Origin of the sequence: Streptomyces sp. ISL-12 (assembly GCF_018614415.1) — a bacterium.
Classification (GTDB): Bacteria; Actinomycetota; Actinomycetes; order Streptomycetales; family Streptomycetaceae; genus Streptomyces.
Window position 1 is genome coordinate 1 of the sequence record NZ_JAGGOO010000118.1, and the last position, 18,741, is coordinate 18,741.

17 protein-coding genes are annotated in these 18,741 nt (G+C 73.4%); 9 read left to right on the forward strand and 8 right to left on the reverse strand.

Features of this window, described 5'->3' with window-relative positions; all coding sequences use genetic code 11:
- Nucleotides 1-440 precede the first annotated feature (440 nt).
- Nucleotides 441-1,277 carry an ammonia-dependent NAD(+) synthetase gene (gene nadE / locus J7I94_RS29160; protein ID WP_215171782.1) on the forward strand — a complete coding sequence of 279 codons (837 nt, stop codon included), beginning with the start codon at nt 441-443 and terminating at the stop codon, nt 1,275-1,277.
- Nucleotides 1,278-1,295: 18 nt separating this feature from the next.
- Here nadE and J7I94_RS29165 read toward each other — a convergent pair whose 3' ends face one another.
- Nucleotides 1,296-3,392: a bifunctional glycosyltransferase 87/phosphatase PAP2 family protein gene (locus J7I94_RS29165; protein WP_215171784.1), complete on the reverse strand. Its 2,097-nt coding sequence runs from the start codon at nt 3,390-3,392 to the stop codon at nt 1,296-1,298.
- Between the two features lie 388 nt (nt 3,393-3,780).
- On the opposite strand from J7I94_RS29165, the gene proP reads away from it, so the two are divergent.
- Both proP and J7I94_RS29175 read left to right on the forward strand, forming a co-directional pair.
- Nucleotides 3,781-5,154: a glycine betaine/L-proline transporter ProP gene (proP, locus tag J7I94_RS29170; protein ID WP_215171786.1), complete on the forward strand. Its 1,374-nt coding sequence runs from the start codon at nt 3,781-3,783 to the stop codon at nt 5,152-5,154.
- Nucleotides 5,155-5,734: 580 nt separating this feature from the next.
- Nucleotides 5,735-6,406, forward strand: a complete 672-nt coding sequence (locus J7I94_RS29175; protein WP_215171788.1) for an O-methyltransferase — start codon at nt 5,735-5,737, stop codon at nt 6,404-6,406.
- A gap of 9 nt (nt 6,407-6,415) precedes the next feature.
- Here the strand turns inward: J7I94_RS29175 and J7I94_RS29180 are convergent, their stop codons facing one another.
- Nucleotides 6,416-6,808: a hypothetical protein gene (locus J7I94_RS29180; protein ID WP_215171790.1), complete on the reverse strand. Its 393-nt coding sequence runs from the start codon at nt 6,806-6,808 to the stop codon at nt 6,416-6,418.
- Nucleotides 6,809-6,891: 83 nt separating this feature from the next.
- Here J7I94_RS29180 and J7I94_RS29185 point away from each other — a divergent pair, with 83 nt between their 5' ends.
- Nucleotides 6,892-7,302, forward strand: a complete 411-nt coding sequence (locus tag J7I94_RS29185; RefSeq protein WP_215171792.1) for a DUF1992 domain-containing protein — start codon at nt 6,892-6,894, stop codon at nt 7,300-7,302.
- Nucleotides 7,303-7,369: 67 nt separating this feature from the next.
- Here the strand turns inward: J7I94_RS29185 and J7I94_RS29190 are convergent, their stop codons facing one another.
- Together J7I94_RS29190 and J7I94_RS29195 are read right to left on the reverse strand one after the other, a co-directional pair.
- The gene (locus J7I94_RS29190; RefSeq protein WP_215171794.1) at nt 7,370-7,909 is read right to left on the reverse strand and encodes a hypothetical protein; all 540 of its coding nucleotides are present in this window, start codon (nt 7,907-7,909) and stop codon (nt 7,370-7,372) included.
- A 5-nt stretch (nt 7,910-7,914) separates the two neighbouring features.
- Nucleotides 7,915-8,559 (reverse strand): hypothetical protein, encoded by a 645-nt coding sequence (locus J7I94_RS29195; RefSeq protein WP_215171796.1) that lies wholly within the window; start codon nt 8,557-8,559, stop codon nt 7,915-7,917.
- 160 nt (nt 8,560-8,719) lie between these two features.
- Here J7I94_RS29195 and J7I94_RS29200 point away from each other — a divergent pair, with 160 nt between their 5' ends.
- Nucleotides 8,720-9,259, forward strand: a complete 540-nt coding sequence (locus J7I94_RS29200) for a GNAT family N-acetyltransferase (protein WP_215171798.1) — start codon at nt 8,720-8,722, stop codon at nt 9,257-9,259.
- Here the strand turns inward: J7I94_RS29200 and J7I94_RS29205 are convergent.
- Nucleotides 9,243-11,294 carry an MFS transporter gene (locus J7I94_RS29205; protein ID WP_215171800.1) on the reverse strand — a complete coding sequence of 684 codons (2,052 nt, stop codon included), beginning with the start codon at nt 11,292-11,294 and terminating at the stop codon, nt 9,243-9,245. The two genes, J7I94_RS29200 and J7I94_RS29205, sit on opposite strands and share 17 nt — an antisense overlap.
- Nucleotides 11,295-11,624: 330 nt before the next feature.
- Between J7I94_RS29205 and J7I94_RS39395 the strand changes: the two genes are divergently transcribed.
- On the forward strand, nt 11,625-12,902 hold the full coding sequence (locus J7I94_RS39395; RefSeq protein ID WP_215171802.1) for a peptidoglycan-binding protein: 1,278 nt from the start codon (nt 11,625-11,627) through the stop codon (nt 12,900-12,902).
- Between the two features lie 219 nt (nt 12,903-13,121).
- Here J7I94_RS39395 and J7I94_RS29215 read toward each other — a convergent pair whose 3' ends face one another.
- A complete protein-coding gene (locus tag J7I94_RS29215; RefSeq protein ID WP_215171804.1) occupies nt 13,122-13,781 on the reverse strand; it encodes an HAD family hydrolase in 660 nt (219 codons plus the stop codon).
- Between the two features lie 259 nt (nt 13,782-14,040).
- A complete protein-coding gene (locus tag J7I94_RS29220; protein ID WP_215171806.1) occupies nt 14,041-14,622 on the reverse strand; it encodes a TMEM165/GDT1 family protein in 582 nt (193 codons plus the stop codon).
- A gap of 423 nt (nt 14,623-15,045) precedes the next feature.
- On the opposite strand from J7I94_RS29220, the gene J7I94_RS29225 reads away from it, so the two are divergent.
- The 3 genes from J7I94_RS29225 to J7I94_RS29235 all read left to right on the forward strand — a co-directional run bounded on the left by J7I94_RS29225 (nt 15,046) and on the right by J7I94_RS29235 (nt 18,097).
- A complete protein-coding gene (locus tag J7I94_RS29225; protein WP_215171808.1) occupies nt 15,046-15,690 on the forward strand; it encodes an HNH endonuclease family protein in 645 nt (214 codons plus the stop codon).
- Between the two features lie 167 nt (nt 15,691-15,857).
- The gene (locus tag J7I94_RS29230; protein WP_215171810.1) at nt 15,858-17,504 is read left to right on the forward strand and encodes an alkaline phosphatase D family protein; all 1,647 of its coding nucleotides are present in this window, start codon (nt 15,858-15,860) and stop codon (nt 17,502-17,504) included.
- A 131-nt stretch (nt 17,505-17,635) separates the two neighbouring features.
- Entirely contained in the window at nt 17,636-18,097 is a 462-nt protein-coding gene (locus tag J7I94_RS29235) for a DoxX family protein (protein WP_215171812.1), read from the forward strand.
- 97 nt (nt 18,098-18,194) lie between these two features.
- Here the strand turns inward: J7I94_RS29235 and J7I94_RS29240 are convergent, their stop codons facing one another.
- Entirely contained in the window at nt 18,195-18,728 is a 534-nt protein-coding gene (locus tag J7I94_RS29240; protein WP_215171814.1) for a superoxide dismutase family protein, read from the reverse strand.
- Nucleotides 18,729-18,741 lie beyond the last annotated feature (13 nt).

Genomic DNA, 18,741 nt, shown 5'->3' on the forward strand with positions numbered 1-18,741 from the left:
GTCGGCGAGTGACGACAACGCCGCAGATGCGCGTGCCAGACCCCGCGTCTGCGGCGTGATCCAAACGACAGGCCCTAGGTGCCCGTCGGCCGCCGGTCAGCCGGAGTCACGAGCGAGGCCGCGCTGCTTCAGGAGATCTGCGGCCTGGAGACCGTGCGCGGGCCAAATGCGGGACTCACCGGCCCATTGCCCACTCCGCCCCTTTCGCTTCGCGACCGACCCGACCGTCCTCTACACGGAGAGGTACGGCAGCGGACATCCGACCGCCAACCCGGACAGTGTCAGGGACTGTTCGCTCCGTTACGATCACCCCAACTTCGTACAGGTCGCCGAAGGACCCGCCCCGCGCCTGTCCCCCCGCCGTCTTCACCGCGTTTCTCGGCTGGACGGCCCGCCACTGACCTGCGTTTCGGCCGGACCCGGGTGGATACAGTGCGTTGATGCAGAACCTACGCAAGCAGATCGTGTCCGAACTCGGCGTCCAGCCGTCCGTCGTCCCCGCCGACGAGATCCGGCGGCGGGTCGGTTTCCTCAAGGACTACCTGCGGTCGACCCCGGCCAAGGGGTTCGTCCTCGGCATCAGCGGCGGTCAGGACAGCACGCTGACCGGGCGGCTGTGCCAGCTCGCCGCCGAGGAGCTGCGCGCCGAGGGGCACGACGCCACCTTCGTCGCCGTGCGGCTGCCGTACGGGGTCCAGGCCGACGAGGACGACGCCCGGATCGCGCTCGACTTCATCCGGCCCGACCGGTCGGTCACGGTGAACGTCAAGCCGGGCGCGGACGCCGTCGCCCACGAGTCGGCGCTCGGCCTGGCGGAGCTGACGGGCGAGTCCCGGCTGCGGGACTTCGTGCGCGGCAACATCAAGGCGCGGGAGCGCATGGTGATCCAGTACGCGATCGCCGGGCAGCTCGGCATGGTCGTCGTCGGCACCGACCACGCGGCCGAGGCGGTGACCGGCTTCTTCACCAAGTACGGCGACGGCGGCGTCGACCTCACCCCGCTCACCGGCCTCACCAAGCGCCAGGGCGCCGCCCTGCTGCGGGAGCTGGGCGCGCCGTCCAGCACCTGGCAGAAGGTGCCGACGGCCGACCTGGAGGACGACCGGCCCGCGCTGCCCGACGAGGAGGCGCTCGGCCTGACGTACGCCGAGATCGACGCGTACCTGGAGGGCGAGGAGGTCGCTCCCGAGGTGGCGGCGAAGGTCGAGTCGGTGTACCTCGCCACCCGGCACAAGCGGACCGTCCCGGTCACGCCGCTCGACGACTGGTGGCGCTAGGAGTAGGTACGTACCGGATCAGCTCGGTGCAGGGTCCTTCGCCTCCTTCGCCTCCTTCGCTTCCTTCGCGGGGGCGGGCGAAGGGCCGCCGCCGGCCCCGTCGGCGGTCGCCGCGGCCTTGACTGTACGGGCCCGCGGCCCCTGGAACAGGTACGTCAGGCCGAAACCGCCGGCCACGACCGCCGCGCCGCCCACCGCGTCCAGCACCCAGTGGTTGCCGGTCGCGACGATGGCGGAGACGGTGAACAGGGGGTGGAGGAGGCCGAGCGCCTTCATCCACCACTTCGGCGCGATGATCGCGATCGTCAGACCGCACCACAGCGACCAGCCGAAGTGCAGCGACGGCATCGCCGCGTACTGGTTGGTCAGGGCGGTGAGCGTGCCGTAGTCGGGCTTGGTGAAGTCCTGCACGCCGTTCACCGTGTCGATGATGCCGAGGTCCGGCATCAGGCGCGGCGGTGCCAGCGGGTAGAGCCAGAAGCCGACCAGGGCGAGCAGTGTGGCGAAGCCGATGGAGGCGCGGGCCCAGCGGTAGTCGACCGGGCGGCGCCAGTAGAGGACGCCGAGGACGGTCAGCGGGACGACGAAGTGGAACGACGTGTAGTAGAAGTCGAAGAAGTCCCGCAGCCAGTCGATCCTGACGACGGCGTGGTTGACGGCGTGCTCGATGTCGATGTGCAGGAAGCGTTCGATGCCGTGGATCTGGTGGCCGTGCTCCTCGGCACGGGCCCGGCCGCCCGAGATGGTGCCCCCGGTCGCCGCGAGGCGGACCTTGGAGTAGGCCGCGTAGGTGACCCGGATGAGCAGGAGCTCCAGGAGCAGGTTCGGGCGGGTGAGGACCCGGCGGAGGAACGGGAGGAGCGGGATGCGCCGGAAGCGGGCGGTGACGGGGGCCGCGTACTCGGTGGGGACGGGGGTGTCGAAGTACGGGGAGGTGCGGGAGAGGAACGGTACGGCGGTGGCGGCGGCGAGGGCGGCGAGCAGGACGACGTTGTCGCGGACCGGGTGCAGGGCCGCCATGTTCGGCAGCAGCATCTTCGCCGGGAGCGTCATGACGAGGACGACGGCGACCGGCCAGACGTAGCGGTCGGAGGCGCGTCTGCCGACCCGGCCGACGACCGCGAGGAGCACCCAGAGCAGCTGGTGCTGCCAGGTGGTGGGTGAGATGGCGACGGCCGCGCAGCCGGTGATCGCGACCGCGAGGAGGAGCTGGCCGTCGCGGGCGTAGCGCACGGCGCGGCGCAGGCCGAGGACGGCGACGGCGGCGCCGAGGACGACGAAGAGGGCGATCTCCAGCGGGCCGTTCAGGCCGAGCCGCAGCAGGGCGCCGTGCAGGGACTGGTTGGCGAGGTCGTCGGCGGCGCCGCCGAGGCCGACGCCGGCCATGTGGTGCACCCAGTAGGTGTACGAGTCCTGGGCCATCGCGGCCCAGGCGAGCGCGGTGCAGACGGCGAAGGCGGCGGCGGTGGTGCCGGCGGCGCGGCGGCGGCCGGTGAACCACAGCAGCGGTACGAAGAGCAGCACGGTCGGCTGGAAGGCGGCGGCGATGCCGATGAGCAGGCCGCCGGCGCGTTCGCCGCGGACGGCGAGGCAGCCGAGGAGGACGAGCAGGACCGGGACGATGCTGGTCTGGCCGAGCCAGAGGGTGTTGCGCACCGGCAGCGAGATCATCAGCAGGCTGACCGCGACCGGGGCGGCGAGGAGCGCGGTACGGCGGCCGACCGGGCGGGGCAGGGCGCGGGCGGCGACCAGGCCGAGGGCCACGACCAGCAGCAGGGTGCCGAAGGTCCAGCCCCAGCCGAGGGCCTGTTCGGCGGCGCGGGTGAACGGTTTGAGGACCAGTCCGGCGAAGGGGGTGCCGGTGAACCGGGTCGAGTCGTAGAGGGACCCTTCGACGTGCAGGACCCCTTGCGGTCCCACCCAGGTCTCCAGGTCCGTCAGCCGCTCGCCGCGCGGGGTGCTGAGCACCACCGCGAGCTGCCGTACGGCGAGGACGGCGGCGATCAGCCACAGTCCCGCTCGCGCCAGGTGCAGGCGTCCCCCGGCGGCTCCGACGGCTCTCGCCCCGAAGGCCTCCGCCGCCACCGTTCGCCCGCTGTGCTCCGCATTCGCCACGCCTCGTCGGCCTCCCGCCCCGCTCGTCCCACGCGTCCCGTGCGTGTGAGTTCCTTTGCGAACCTTATGAGGCTCGCACCACCCCCGGAGAGGGACGCAGGCAACCCCGTCTTCACCTGACGGCCGCTCTCCTTTTGTCCGGATGACGATAGTGCGGTCGCGGTTCGAGCGCCTCCCCGGAGAGCGACAAGGATCACAGCGGGGGCCGGTCAGGAACCGTTCGTGGCCGGAAGACGTCCCTGCGTGGACGCCCTTTTGATGCACTGTGCAACGAATTCGGCACGGGGTGTGAGCAGGGGATTGCCGCCTATGGTCGTTTTTCGGCCCGGCGACAGCGCCGCCGTGCGGGTCGCGTCCTTGTCCCCGTCGAAAGTAGGCGAGCGAAGTCTTGTCGGCTGCCACCGCTGCCCTTGTCTCCCCTCCGCCCTCCCGCACGCAGGCGCCGCCGCCCGGTGTGACCGTGACCGACCCCGCGCTCGTCCGGCGTGCCGTGAAGGCGGCGGCGCTGGGCAACGCGATGGAGTGGTTCGACTTCGGCGTCTACAGCTACATCGCGGTCACGCTGGGCAAGGTCTTCTTCCCGTCGGGGAATCCGACGGCCCAGTTGCTGTCGACGTTCGGCGCGTTCGCGGCGGCGTTCCTGGTCCGGCCGCTGGGCGGCATGGTCTTCGGCCCGCTCGGCGACCGGATCGGGCGGCAGAAGATCCTCGCGCTGACGATGATCCTGATGGCGGCGGGGACGTTCGCGATCGGGCTGATCCCGTCGTACGCGACGATCGGCGTGTGGGCGCCGGTGCTGTTGCTGGCGGCCCGGCTGGTGCAGGGGTTCTCGACCGGCGGTGAGTACGCGGGGGCGTCGACGTTCATCGCGGAGTACGCGCCGGACAAGCGGCGCGGGTTCCTGGGGAGCTGGCTGGAGTTCGGGACGCTGGCGGGATACATCGGCGGGGCCGGTCTGGTGACCCTGATGACCGCGCTGCTGTCCGACGGTGACCTGACGTCCTGGGGCTGGCGCGTCCCGTTCCTGATCGCGGGCCCGATGGGCATCATCGGCCTGTACCTGCGGATGCGGCTGGAGGAGACGCCGGCGTTCGCGGCGGAGGTCGAGAAGTCGGAGACGGCGCGGGTGAAGGTGCCGCTGCGGGACATGATCACCGGGCAGTGGAAGGCGCTGCTGCTGTGTGTCGGGCTGGTGCTGGTCTTCAACGTCACCGACTACATGCTGCTGTCGTACATGCCGAGCTACCTGACGAGCGAGCTGAAGTACGACGAGACGCACGGTCTGCTGGTCGTGCTCGCGGTGATGGCCCTGATGATGATCGTCCAGCCGTTCGCGGGGGCGCTGACCGACCGGGTCGGGCGGCGGCCGGTGATCGCGGCGGGGTGCGTCGGGTTCCTGGTGCTGTCGGTACCGGCGCTGCTGCTGATCCGCGAGGGCAGCCTGCTGGCGGTCGGCCTGGGCATGGCCGCGCTGGGGCTGCTGCTGGTGTGCTTCACGGCCGCGATGCCGTCCGCCCTGCCGGCGCTGTTCCCGACGCGGGTGCGGTACGGGTCGCTGTCGATCGGGTTCAACGTGTCGGTGTCCCTGTTCGGCGGGACGACGCCGCTGGTGGTGACGGCCCTGATCGGGGCGACCGGCAACCTGATGATGCCCGCGTACTACATGATGGCCGCGGCCGTGATCGGTGGCGTGGCGGTGTGGTTCATGACGGAGTCGGCGGGGCGTCCGCTGCCGGGGTCCGGGCCGTCCGTGGAGCGGTGACGATGCCTGCGGCGCCTGTGCGGGTCCGGTGGGGGTGCGCGTAGCGCCCACGGTGCGGTGCGGTGCGTGGTCGGGGCCGGGGTGGGGGTGTCCGTCCTCGGAACGGCGCAGAATCGGTCACTGACGGGGGTGCAGCGTGTCGACGCGCCGACCGCTGCGGGCGGACACCCCCCCACCCCGTCCCCTTCCCGCCGTACGCGAGTGCGGGTACGGCCCCATCCCGCCCGCGCGGCACCGGGGAACCGGCTCACTCGCGCGGGATGCGGCACCCGCTCACTCACGGGGTCAGTGCCGCTCACTCGCGCGGGCGGCGCAGGCCGCGTCACCGCGGGCGATCGTGCCTTCGCCCCAGTGCCTGAACAGTGCCTGAACCGCCTGGGAGGTACGCCCAGGGACGATGGGGGTCCCCCCGCTCGTCGAGCGAAGCCGAGAGTGAGGGAGGGCGGGCGCGGCGGCACCCTGTCAGCGCCGGGTCGCGCCACCCACCCCGCGTCAGCCACCACGCGCCCGTCTCCTGACACGGCGACCACCATGCCGCTACGCTCCGTCAGCACACCTGGTCAGGTAACTGGAGGGACGAATGAGCAACGCCCACACATGGGACGACGTGGACGACTACTTCACCACCCACCTCGCCCGGAACGACGACGCCCTCGACGCCGCCCTGCGGGACAGCGCGTCCGCCCGGCTGCCGCAGGCGAACGTCACCGCGCCCCAGGGCAAGCTGCTCCAGCTCCTCGCGCTGATCCAGGGCGCCCGCCGCATCCTGGAGATCGGCACCCTCGGCGGCTACAGCACCATCTGGCTGGCCCGCGCCCTGCCCGCCGACGGCCGTCTGATCAGCCTGGAGTACAGCGCCAGGCACGCCGAGACCGCCGTCCGCAACATCGCCCGCGCGGGGCTGGAGGGGGTCGTCGAGGTGCGGGTCGGGGCCGCGCTGGAGTCGCTGCCCGAGCTCGCCGACGAGAACCCGCCCCCCTTCGACCTGGTCTTCATCGACGCCGACAAGGCCAACAACGCCCGCTACCTGGAGTGGGCGCTGCGGCTGACCCGGACCGGGAGTCTGATCGTCGTGGACAACGTGGTCCGGGGCGGCCGGGTCGCGGACGCGAACAGCGCCGACGCCGACGTCCTCGGCACCCGCGCGGCGATCGAGCTGATCGGCGCCCACCCGAGGCTCGACGGCACGGCGCTGCAGACCGTCGGCAGCAAGGGGTGGGACGGCTTCGCGCTGGCCCGTGTGGTGGGCTGACGGTCCGGTTCAGACCTCGTGGTAGAAGCCCACGTTCACGCTGCGCGGCTCGGTGCGGTCCTGGACGACGATCTCGCCGGTGCCGCCCCTGGGCAACGAGACCGTACCGCCGTAGGCGACGGGCCGGGTGTGCCCGTCCACCGTCAGGCCGACCTCGGCGGACGGGTCGGGCTGGGAGCCGCGCAGCCAGGTGAGCTGCCAGGTGCCGTCGGGTCCGCACAGGAACTCCAGGTGGACCCGGGAGACGAACAGCCAGTCCTCCGGCGTCGCCAGCCGGCACACCGACGCGTCCCGGCCCACCCGCAGTACCGTGCCCGGCTCGCTGGGCGCGTCCGCCATCCGCATGCCGGCCGTGGCACCCGCGTCCGCCGCGGAGACGGCGGCCATGGTGAGTTCGAGCACGTGCGCTCCTCCTGATGACGTCCGGTCGCGATCGGTCTCCAGGCTAAGTCGCCCGGGGTGTGGTGTCCGGCACAATGGGGAGCATGACCGAGCGGAAGCCACCCGGCGTCGACTTCGAAAGCTGGGTCGACAAGCAGATTCGTGAGGCGCAGGAACGGGGCGCGTTCGACGGGCTGAAGGGCGCGGGGCAACCGCTGCCTGGCGATGACGGTGCCGCGTACGACGAACTGTGGTGGATCAAACGGAAGCTGGCCCGCGAGGGCGTGTCCGTGCTGCCGCCGGTGCTGGCGCTGCGCAAGGAGGCGGAGGACGTGCTGGCGGCGGTGGCGGAGGCTCCGTCGGAGCGGGCCGTGCGCCGGACGGTCGAGGAGCTGAACGGGAAGATCCGGGAGATGCTGCTCAAGCCGCCGCCCGGCCCCCCGCTGGGGCTGAAGCCCTACGACGTCGAAGAGGTCGTACGGCGGTGGCGGGAGGGCCGGGCGGAGCGGCTGTAGGCGTCCTGCCGTCCTGTCGTGTCCTGCCGTCCTGTCGTGTCCTGCCGTCCTGTCGTGTCTTGTCGTCCTACAGGCGCATGAGGTTCTCCGACAGCTCGCGGTAGTCCCGCAGGGCCAGGCGGAGCTGTTCGGTGTCGGCGGCCGTGGCCTGCCGTTCGGTGTCGGCGGACTGCCAGGACGCGCGCAGGGTGCGGCGGCGGCGCGTCACCGCGTCGGTGAAGCGGGAGGTGATCTCCTCCAGGACGCGGTCGGCCTCCTCCACCGCGGCCCGCGGGGCGTCGACGAAGCCGGAGACCGCGTGGTGCAGCCGCTGCTCCAGCTTGTCGCACTCCTCGTGCGGGAGGAGGGGAGTGCCGGGACCAGGGGTTCCGGTGGCGGGGGTTCCGGTGGCGGGTCGGGTGCCTTCGGTGCGCAGGCGCGGGGCGGCCTCGGCGCGGGCGCCGGCCGTGTGGTCCGCGGGGGCACCGGGCGGGGCGTCGGGGTCGAGCGCCGGGCCGGTGCCCGGAGCCTGGCCGGGGGTCTCGGTCGGGTGCCGGCCAGGGGTCCCGGTCGGGTGCTGGCCGTGCTCGGCGGGGGCGCCGCCGGTCGGCCGGGTCACATCGGACATGTGGCTCAACTCTCCTTCGGGTGACGGCGGTTCAGGGCGGCCCAGGGCTGGTGGTGCTCGCGGGCCGGTGTGCGGGTGGCGCGGTGGTCGCCGTGGTCGGTGCGGATCAGCCGCTCGAACAGGGCGCGGGCCTCGACCATGGCCTCCCGCAGCCGCTCGGTGCCGGTACCGGTGCCGTCGTCCGCCTGGCCGCCGTTGGCCGCGTGGTGCACGCGCCGGTAGCCGTCGACGTGGTGGGCGTGGTGCACGGACAGCGCAGCGAGCTGTTCCTCGTACCGGCCGCCGTCCGGGAAGCCCCGGGCGCCGGCCAGTTCGGAGAGCAGCCGGTCGGCCTCGGCGACCGCCTCGCGGGGGGAGTCGACGAACCGCTCCTGCGCGGCCGTCCAGCGCGCCTCGAACCGGTCCCGTTCGGCCGGCTCCAGGGGCTTGGCGCGCAGCGAGCCGTGCCGTTCCACACGCTCGGCCAGTTCGCGTTCGGCCGCCTTCGTGTCGCCGTCGTGCCGGGCGACGGTCCGGTCGTACTCGGGCCCGAAGCGCCGCTTCAGGCTCCCGCCGTGCCGGGAGCCCCGGGCGCGCAGGGTCAGGACGGCCGCGACGATCAGTACGGCCGCCACCAACACGATCAGAGCGATGATCACGCCTGTGGACATGGATGCCTTCCAGGTTCTCGGCCCAACCGGCTTTCCGTACGGGCCGGTTCGCGGTTCGGGTACCCCCTGAGGACCCGTCAAACGGTGGCGGCCGGAGCCCTGGGGGCGGGCGGGCGAATTCGGTTGCGCGCCGGGCGGGCGCCCGCCGACCATGCCGGGCATGACGTGGACCATCGCCCCGGAGCCGTACGACTCCCCCGCCGCGACCGCGCTCTGGCGGGCGTACTACACGGAGGTCAGCGACCGCTGGTACCTGCTGCGCGAGGGGCGGCGGACCGGCGCGGAGGAGCTGGAGCGGGAGATCGCCCGGGAGAGCGGCGCCGAACTCGCGCCGCCCCGGGGGGTGTTGCTGGTCGGCCGGTGGGGCGGGGAACCGGCCGGGACGGCGGGCGTGCGGCTGCTGGACGCCGGGACGGCCGAGCTGACGCGGGTGTACGTGGCGCGGGGGCTGCGCGGGCGGGGCGGGGCCGCGGCGCTGGTGGGGGCGGCGGAGGAGGCGGCCCGGGGGTTCGGGGCGGGGCGGATGGTGCTGGACACGCGCGGGGACCTGGTCGAGGCCCGTGCGCTGTACGCGCGGCTCGGTTACCGGGAGACGGAGGCGTACAACGACAGCCCGTACGCGGAGCACTGGTTCGCCAAGCCGCTCGGCGGCCGGGCCGGGCGGGCCGGGCGTGTGGAAGGGGTCAGCCCGACCGGGTGAGGACGCGTTCGTCGTCGTGCGGGCGCTCCCGTTCCGCGCCGCACAGCTCGTCGTTCAGCTCCTCGACCAGGCGGACCAGGTCCCTCGGGCGGTCGGGGCCCCACCAGTCGCCGAGGAGTTCGGCCAGCGACTCCTCGCGGGCGTGCGCGAGCCGTTCGGCCGCCTCGCGGCCGTGGTCGGTCAGGACCAGGCCCAGGCCCCGGCGGACGGCGAGGTGCCGTACCTCGGCCTGCCGGGCGGCCTCCAGGACGACGTTCAGCGGTACGGCGCTGCCCTCCGCGAGCCGGCCCGGCTCCACACAGCCGTACCGCCGGATGCGCAGCAGCAGCCAGCTCGTCGCGGGCAGCAGGTCGTACCCGGCGCGGGTGGTGATCTTCCGGTAGGCCGTGCGGCGGCCCTCCCGGGTGCCCAGGACCGACAGGGCGCGGCACACCTCGTCGTGGGAGGAGCGCTGGACCGGGTTGGTGGCGAAGGTCTGCGCGCCGTCGGGAGCGGTGACCGAGCCGCGCAGCCGGTCCTCCCTCAGGAACCAGGCGAGGACGAAGCCGAGGAGGGCGACCGGGGCGGCGTAGAGGAAGACGTCGGTGATGGAGACGGCGTAGGCGTGCACGGCGTCCGGGCGCAGCGGTGCGGGCAGGGCGGCGATGCCGCGCGGGTCGGACTTCAGGGTGTCGGCCGAGACGCCGGGCGGGAGCCGGTCGCCGCGGAAGGCGTCCGTGAGGTGGGTGCCGAGGCGGCTCGCGAAGACGGTGCCGAAGACGGACACGCCGAAGGCCGCGCCGATCGAGCGGAAGAAGGTGGCGCCGGAGGTGGCGACGCCCAGATCCTCGTACGGGACGGCGTTCTGGACGATGAGGACGAGGATCTGCATCACCAGGCCCAGGCCCGCTCCGAAGACGAAGAAGAAGGCGCTCATCTCGGCGGTGGGGCTGTTCTCGTCCAGTTGGTGGAGGAGGAGCAGGCCGAGGGCGGTGACGCCGGTGCCGGCGATCGGGAACACCTTCCAGCGGCCGGTGCGGCTGACGATCTGGCCGGAGACGGTGGACGCCAGCAGCAGGCCGATCACCATCGGCAGCATGTGCACCCCGGACATGGTCGGGCTGACGCCCTGCACGACCTGGAGGAAGGTCGGCAGGTACGTCATCGCGCCGAACAGCGCAAAGCCGACGACCAGGCTGATCACGGCCGACAGCACGAAGGTGCGGACGCGGAAGAGGCGGAGGGGCAGGACCGGTTCGGCGGCCCGGCGTTCGGCGGCCACGAACGCCGCGGCCAGCACCACGCCCAGCACCGCCAGGCCGATGATCCGCGGCGACGCCCAGGGCCAGGTGGTCCCGCCGAGGGAGGCGACCAGGACCAGGCAGGTGGCGACGGCGGCGATGAGGAAGGTGCCGAGGTAGTCGATGGCGTGGCGGTCGGCGCGGCGCGGGATGTGCAGGACGGTCGCGATCACGGCGAGGGCGATCACACCGACGGGCAGGTTGATGTAGAAGACCCAGCGCCAGCTGAGATGCTCGGTGAAGACGCCGCCCAGCAGCGGGCCGAGCACACTGGTGGCGCCGAACACCGCGCCGAACAGGCCCTGGTAGCGGCCCCGTTCCCGGGGTGGCACCAGGTCGCCGACGATCGCCATCGACAGCACCATCAGCCCGCCGCCGCCCAGTCCCTGCACCGCCCGGAAGGCGATCAGCTCGCCCATGCTCTGCGCGACCCCGCACAGCGCCGAACCGGCCAGGAAGAGGACGATCGCCGTCTGGAACAGCCGCTTGCGCCCGTACTGGTCACCCAGCTTGCCCCACAGCGGCGTCGCGGCGGTCGCGGCCAGCAGGTACGCCGTCACGACCCACGACAGGTGCTCCATGCCGCCGAGGTCGCTGACGATGGTGGGCAGCGCCGTCGAGACGATGGTCTGGTCGAGGGCGGCCAGCAGCATGCCGAGGAGCAGCGCCCCGATGGAGACCAGGACACGGCTCGGGACCTGCTCGTGGGGGGTGGTGCGGGCCACGCCCTGTGCGCTGCCGGTGTCCCCGGTCATGGCGGCCTCCTGAAAACTTGGTCACACCTTCCGCCCTGTTCGGTGTGACCGGTTATGGCCTGTTCAGTCGTGCGGAATGCCGGTATTCCGTCGGTCGGTGCCGGGCGGTGGGGGCTGTGGTTCGTGCGGCGGTTCGTGCGGCGCGGAGGGGCACGTGCGTGCGACGGTGGTTGAGATCTGCATAATCACTGGAGTTCGCGAGGGGACGCGAGCGCCGTAAGGGGAGGGGACTGACGCGTGGGACAGCCGGAGGGGCCGGAGAAGCCCGTGGGGCCCGCCGGGGCGGGGCAGCAGGGGGCCGGGCAGCCCCCGGTTCAGGAACATGAGCAGGTGCCTGCGGGGACGGAGAGGCCGGGCGCCCCGGAGGCCGCGGGCCCGGCCTGCCCCGAGTGCGGGGCGCCCCGGCAGGCGGACAACACGCCCTCCTGCGAGTGCGGCCCGCGCGCGGCCGACGCCCTGCTGGAGGCCCGTACGGCCGAGGCGGCCGCCGCGGAGGACTTCAATCCGCTGCGGATACGGCCGTACGTCGCGCTGGAGGAGACGGAGACCGCTGGGGGGACCGGGGCGGGGACGGACGCACAGACGGACGCGGGGACGGGCGGTGCGGGGGCGGCGGCCGAGGGGCCGGAGGGTCCCGGCGGAGCCGCTGCGGAAGCGGGCGGTCCGGCAGGGGGTGCCGGTCCGACCGGGCGGGCCGCCGACACCGGCACCCGCACCGACACCGGCACCGGCACCGGCACCGGCACCGGGCAGGAGGCCCTGCCGGACGCCGCCGAGACCACCATGCTGCTGCGCGCCCCCGGCGCCGCCCCGGCGCAGGGGACCGCGGACACGGCGGCGGTGACCTCCGTACTCCCCACCCCCCTGGCGCCCCCGGCGCACGCGCCCAACGCCACCGACCTGCGAATGTTCGAACCGGCGGGCGGCGAGCCCGCCGGACCGCGCACCCGCGCGTCCACGGACCCCGCTGAACGCCGCCGCCCCCGGCGGGCCGCGATGGTCGGCGCCGCGGTGGTCGCCGTCGTGGTCCTGGGCACCGCCGGGTACGCGAGCGGCCTGTTCTCCTACGAGTCACCGACACGGAACGGGGCCTCGGCGGACGAGGTGCGGGTCGGTGTGCCGGACCAGTCGACCGACCCGGCCTCGGCCCAGGAGGCCACCGCCGACGCCTCCGCGTCGTCCGAGCCCACGTCGGCGTCCCCGTCCTCCTCCGCGTCCGGCGACGAGGACGCGAGCCCGTCCTCCTCCGCCTCCCCGTCGGCGTCGGACGCCTCGCCCTCGGCGTCGCGCACCACCGAGCCGAGCCGGTCGGCGACCTCGTCGCAGACCAGCGCCCCGGCGACCGAGCCGCAGCCGGAGGAGGACGACACGGAGGACGGGGAGGCCACGGTGCTGCGGCTCGGCGACGACGGCCCGGAGGTCACCGAGCTCCAGCTGCGGCTGCGCCAGATACACCTCTACATGAACGACATCGACGGCAGCTACGACCGCCAGGTCGAGGAGGCCGTCAGCCGCTTCCAGTGGACCCGTGGCATCAACTCCGAGGAGACGGGCACGTACGGGCCGAAGACCCGGGAGCAGCTGGAGCGGGAGACTCAGGAGCCGTAGCCGTAAGGCGTGCGCGGGACGCCACGGGGGACGCCGCGGGGGGCTCCTCGGCGGGTGCCAGCCGATGTGCAGGCGCGGCGGGCGTCAGCCAACATGCAGGCGCGGCGGGCGTCAGCCAACATGCAGGCGCGGCGGGCGTCAGCCAACATGCAGGCGCGGCGGGCGTCAGCCAACATGCAGGCGCGGCGGGCGTCAGCCAACATGCAGGCGCGGCGGGCGTCAGCCGATGTGCAGGCGGACGGTGCCGCCCGCCGCGGCCTCCACCCGGACCTCGGTCAGGTCGCGGACCAGCGCGTCGGGTCCGTGCAGGGCCGCCCGGGGGCCCACGCCGACGACCCGCATGCCGGCGGCGCGCGCGGCGGTGATGCCGGCGCCGGAGTCCTCGAAGGCGACGCAGTCGGCGGGGGCCGTGCCCAGTTCGGCGGCGCCCTTGAGGAAGCCCTCGGGGTCGGGCTTGCTGGCGCCGACCGACTCGGCGGTGACGCGTACGTCGGGCAGGGCCAGCCCGGCGGCGCCCATGCGGGCGGTGGAGAGTGCCACGTCGGCGGAGGTGACGAGGGCGTGCGGCAGGCCGCGCAGGGCGGCGAGGAACTCCGGCGCCCCCGGGATCGGGACGACGCCGTCGGTGTCGGCGGTCTCCTCGGCCAGCATGCGCGCGTTGTCGGCGTGGTTCTGCTCCATGGGCCGGTCGGGCAGCAGCAGTGCCATCGAGGCGTAGCCCTGGCGGCCGTGGACGACCTTCATGACCTCGTCGCCGTCGAGTCCGTTGCGGTCGGCCCAGCGCCGCCAGACGCGCTCGACGGAGGCGTCGGAGTTGACGAGGGTGCCGTCCATGTCCAGCAGCAGGGCGCGGGCGGTGAGCACGGTGGTGGCCGTCATCGGCAGACTCCAGGGCGTGGGGAGGTACACAAGGCGGCCCCGCCCGCCGGTCAGGGAGAACGGGCGGGAGCCACTTTGTTCCACCACGGTACAAAACGTGCCGGGGGTCGCGCCAGCGGCAGCGGACATCGTTCATCCGCCGTTCAGGGCGCGGAGGGGCCGGGAAGGGGCCGGGGAGGGGGCCAGGGAGGGCCCAGGGAGGACCCGAAGAGGGTCCAAGGAGGGGCCGGGCGCAGGTGGGGCAGCCGGCGGCCGCAGGTCAGCCCGCCACCGCCTCCCACAGGCTCCACACGCCGAGGCCCAGCATCAGCAGCGCCGCGATCTGCGTGATCAGCTTCAGCGGGACCCGCTTCATCAGCGCCTTCCCGCCGACGATGCCGAGCCCGGCCACCGCCCACAGGGCCAGCACCGCACCCAGGCCGACGGAGACCGGGTCGTCGTAACGGGCGGCGAGGTTGGCCGTCATGATCTGCGTGAGGTCGCCGAACTCGGCGACCAGGATGAGCATGAAGCCCGCCCCGGCGACCTTCCAGAAGGACTGGTTCTCCGGCTTGCGGACCTCTTCCTCGTCCTCGTCCTTCTTGAAGAGCAGCACGGCCGCGCCGCCCAGGAACAGCACACCGGTGATCGCGTGCACGATCTGCTGCGGCAGCAGGGTCAGCACACTGCCCGCCGCGACGGCGAGCGCGACGTGCACCAGGAACGCGGCGGCGACGCCGGCGAAGACGTAGGAGGCGCGGTAGCGGGTGCCGAGGACGAGGCCGGCGAGCGCGGTCTTGTCCGGCAGTTCGGCGAGGAAGACGACGCCGAAGACGAGCGCCGTCACGGTGAAGCTGATCAAAAGGTCCTCAATCGGTCGGGGCCGCCCCACCGAGAGTGCTGATCCTGCGGGCGCAAGACACCTCGGCACGGCAGCACATCGTCACCCGGACCACGGGGCACGGGCGTGCACTGCTTGCCGAAGGTCTCGCTGGCGGGTCCCCTGCGGGTACCGCCTCCGGGCGCCGGCTCAGGCGTGCTGAGCAGTATGTCGACGGTCCGGCGAAGAGCTACTCCCCTTCTGCGCCGTCCATGGTACGCGACGGGACGCCCCGGAGTGCGTGGCATCAGGACGCCGGGGCCCTGGCGCGGAAGGCCGGTTCCAACCCTTGTCTTGTCATGCACGCGTCATTAACTTCTCACCGGGCGCTCATCCCCCCGCAACACGGCGCCGCGAGCATTCCCTCGCTCGCGCTCACCACCCCCACCACTCAAGGGAGTTCGCATGTCGAAGTTCTACGCGCGTCGACGGCTGAGCATACTCGCGGCGCTCACCGGAGTCATGGCCTCCGTCGCGCTGTTCAACGGCCCGAACGCCTCCGCCGCCCTCCCCACCCCGGTCAGCGCCTCCACCGCCCGCACCTACCTGGCCTCCCTCACCGTGGCCACCGAGAACCGCACCGGCTACGACCGCGACCTCTTCCCGCACTGGATCACGCAGTCCGGCACCTGCAACACCCGCGAGACCGTCCTCAAGCGCGACGGCTCCAACGTCGTCACCGACTCCGCCTGCGCGTCCACCAGCGGTTCCTGGTACTCCGTCTACGACGGCGCCACCTGGACCGCCGCCTCCGACGTCGACATCGACCACCTCGTGCCGCTGGCCGAGGCCTGGGACTCCGGCGCGAGCGGCTGGACCACCTCCCGGCGCCAGGCGTTCGCCAACGACCTGACCCGCCCCCAGCTCATCGCGGTCACCGACAACGTCAACCAGGCCAAGGGCGACCAGGACCCGGCCACCTGGATGCCCTCCCGGACCGCCTACCACTGCACCTACCTGCGCGCCTGGGTGCAGGTGAAGTACTACTACGGCCTCTCGGTCGACTCCGCCGAGAAGTCGGCGCTGACCAGCGGCCTCGCCGGCTGCTGAGCACCCCCGGTCAGCACCTGCCGACCGCCCACTGACCGCCCGCTGATCACCGCTGACCGGGCGACCGGGGGCCGACGCCCCGCCGTCTGCCCCCGGAACCACCCCGCCGGCCTCCGTCGTTCCGTACCGTACGGCCCGTACGGGGCGACGGAGAGGGGACTGACACCATGGGCGATCTGCGCCTGGGACCGCTGCTGAGGTATGCCGACGGCCCGTCCGCGACCGTGTGGGTCGAGGCGGGCGGCCCGTGCGAGGCCGAGGTGCGCTGCGCCGACGGCGCCGGCGGCACGGCCCGCACCTTCCAGGTGGCGGGCCACCACTACGCCCTCGTCGAGGTGAGCGGCCTGACCCCGGGCGCGGCGACGCCGTACGAGGTGTTCCTCGACGGCACGCGCGTGTGGCCGCTGCCGGACTCCCCGTTCCCGCCCTCCCTGATCCGCACGCCCGCGAAGGACGAGGAGACGGTACGGGTCGCCTTCGGTTCCTGCCGCTGGGCCGCGCCGGCCGCCGGGGAGCCGGACCCGGTGGGCCCGGACGCCCTGGACACGCTCTCCGCCCGGATCGCGGCCGACCCCGAGGGCGAGCGGCCCGACGTCCTGCTGCTCCTGGGTGACCAGGTGTACGCCGACGAGGTCTCCGACGCCACCCGCCGCTGGCTCGCCGGCCGCCGCGACCTCTCCGAGCCGCCCGGCGCCGAGGTCGCGGACTACGAGGAGTACACCCACCTCTACTACGAGTCCTGGCTCGACCCGGAGGTGCGCTGGCTGCTGTCCACCGTGCCCAGCTGCATGATCTTCGACGACCACGACGTCATCGACGACTGGAACACCTCCGCCGCCTGGCTCACCGACATGCGGGCCACCCCCTGGTGGCGTGAGCGGCTGCTGAGCGGCCTGATGTCGTACTGGGTCCACCAGCACCTCGGGAACCTGTCCCCGGCCGAACTGGCCGCCGACCCCGTCTACGCCGCCGTACGCGAGGGCGCCGACGGCACCGACGCGCTGCGCGCCTTCGCCGCCGGGGCCGACGCCGACGCGGCCTCCGTCCGCTGGAGCTACCGGCGCGACTTCGGCCGGGTACGGCTGCTGATGGTGGACAGCCGCGCGGCCCGGGTCCTCGACGAGCAGCGGCGTTCCATGCTCGACGCCGGGGAGGCCGCGTGGCTGCGCGCCCAGGCCCTGGACGACCGGGGCTCCTACGACCACCTCCTCCTCGGTACCTCGCTGCCCTGGCTGCTCCCGCACCTGGTGCACGACGTGGAGGGGTGGAACGCGGCGCTGTGCCGGGGCGAGCGGGGCGCGCGCTGGGCGCGGCTCGGGGAGAAGGTGCGGCGCGCGGCCGACCTGGAGCACTGGGCCGCCTTCCCGTCCTCCTTCGACGCGCTGGCGGCGGTGATAGCGGAGGCGGGTTCGGGGCCCGGGGCGCCGGCGACGGTGTGCGTGCTGTCGGGAGACGTGCACCACGCGTACATCGCCGAGCCGTCCTGGACCAGGCCGGGGGACGGTCCCTCGGCCCGGGTGGTCCAGCTGACCTGTTCGCCGGTGCACAACTCCGTGCCGCTCTCCATCCGCCTCGGCTTCCGCTTCGGCTGGAGCGCACCGGCCCGGGCGCTGGGCCGGGTGTTCGCCCGGCACGGGCGCCTGTCCCGGTCGGCGGTGCGCTGGCGCCGGGACGGCGGCCCCTGGTTCGGCAACCAGCTGATGACACTGACCCTGCGCGGGCGGTCGGCCCGGCTGCGGCTGGAGAAGGCGTCGGCGGCGGGGCCGGACCGGAAGGCGGCGCTGCGGACGATCACGGAGGCGAAGCTGTCGTGATGCTGTCAATGTCGGCGAGGCTGGATGTTGAGATTGCAAGCACTTGTTAGGTCTGCCTAACGTGGAGGCACTTCCGTCCCCCGAAGTGACCGGCTCCTCAGGACCGGTCCCACCGAAGGAGTGCCCCCCACATGACCGGACGCCTCAACAGCGCCCAGCCGTACGCCCTCGGCCTGTTCCGCATCGTCGTCGGCCTGCTCTTCGCCTGCCACGGCGCCGCCTCCCTCTTCGGGGTGCTCGGCGGCGCCGCGGGCACCGAGGGCGGCACCGTCGACGCCGGCACCTGGCCCAACTGGTACGCCGCCGTGATCCAGCTCGTCGGCGGCGCGCTGGTCCTGCTCGGCCTGGGCACCCGCGCGGCCGCGTTCATCTCCTCGGGCTCGATGGCCTACGCGTACTTCAAGATGCACCAGCCCGGCGCCCTGTGGCCGATGGAGAACGGCGGTGAGGCCTCCGCCATGTTCTGCTGGGCCTTCCTGCTGCTGGTCTTCACCGGCTCCGGCGCCTTCGGCCTGGACCGGCTGCTGACCCGGCGCACCGCGGACGAAGCGCCGGAGCGGACGGCCGAGCGGCAGACGCCGGTGTCGGTCTGATCCCGCGCCCGCCGACCGGGAACGGTGCCTTCCGCCTCGCGCGGAGGGCACCGTTCCTTTTTGCGGAGGGCACCGTTCCTTTTGCGGGGGCTATCGGTCAGCCGGTGGGCCGGAACGGCACCGTGAAGCAGGCGACGCGGGCACCGGAGTTGCCCGGCCGGTCGTGGATCACCACGGACGACGCCTCACCCGGCCGGAACCCCCAGTCGTGGCGGGCGTGGGCCCGCCCCTCACCGTGCGCGTCGGGGGTGAAGTCGAGCCACACCTCGTTGTGCGGGTTGGCGTCGGCCGGGTCGGTGGACGGCCGGTGCTGGTAGTGCCCGCCCGCGGCGGCCGGGTCGGCGCCGCACGGCTTCTGGTGCACATGGGCGCCGTACGCGTGCCCCGGGTCCAGGCCGCGCACCCGCAGCCGTACGGTGGTCGCGCCGCCGCGGTCGGTGTGCTGGCGCACCTCGATCCAGGAGCCGGGCGGGACCAGGTCCCGGTCGTACGTCAGTGCCTTCCGCGAGGCGCCGTCGCCGGGCGCCGCGAACCGGGCGTCCGTGCGCAGCGAGAGGTCGTCCGCCCCGCCGGGGGCGCCGGTCGCGAGTACGGCCGCGGCGACGGCGCCCGCGCATATTCCTGCCACCATGATGTGTTCCGTT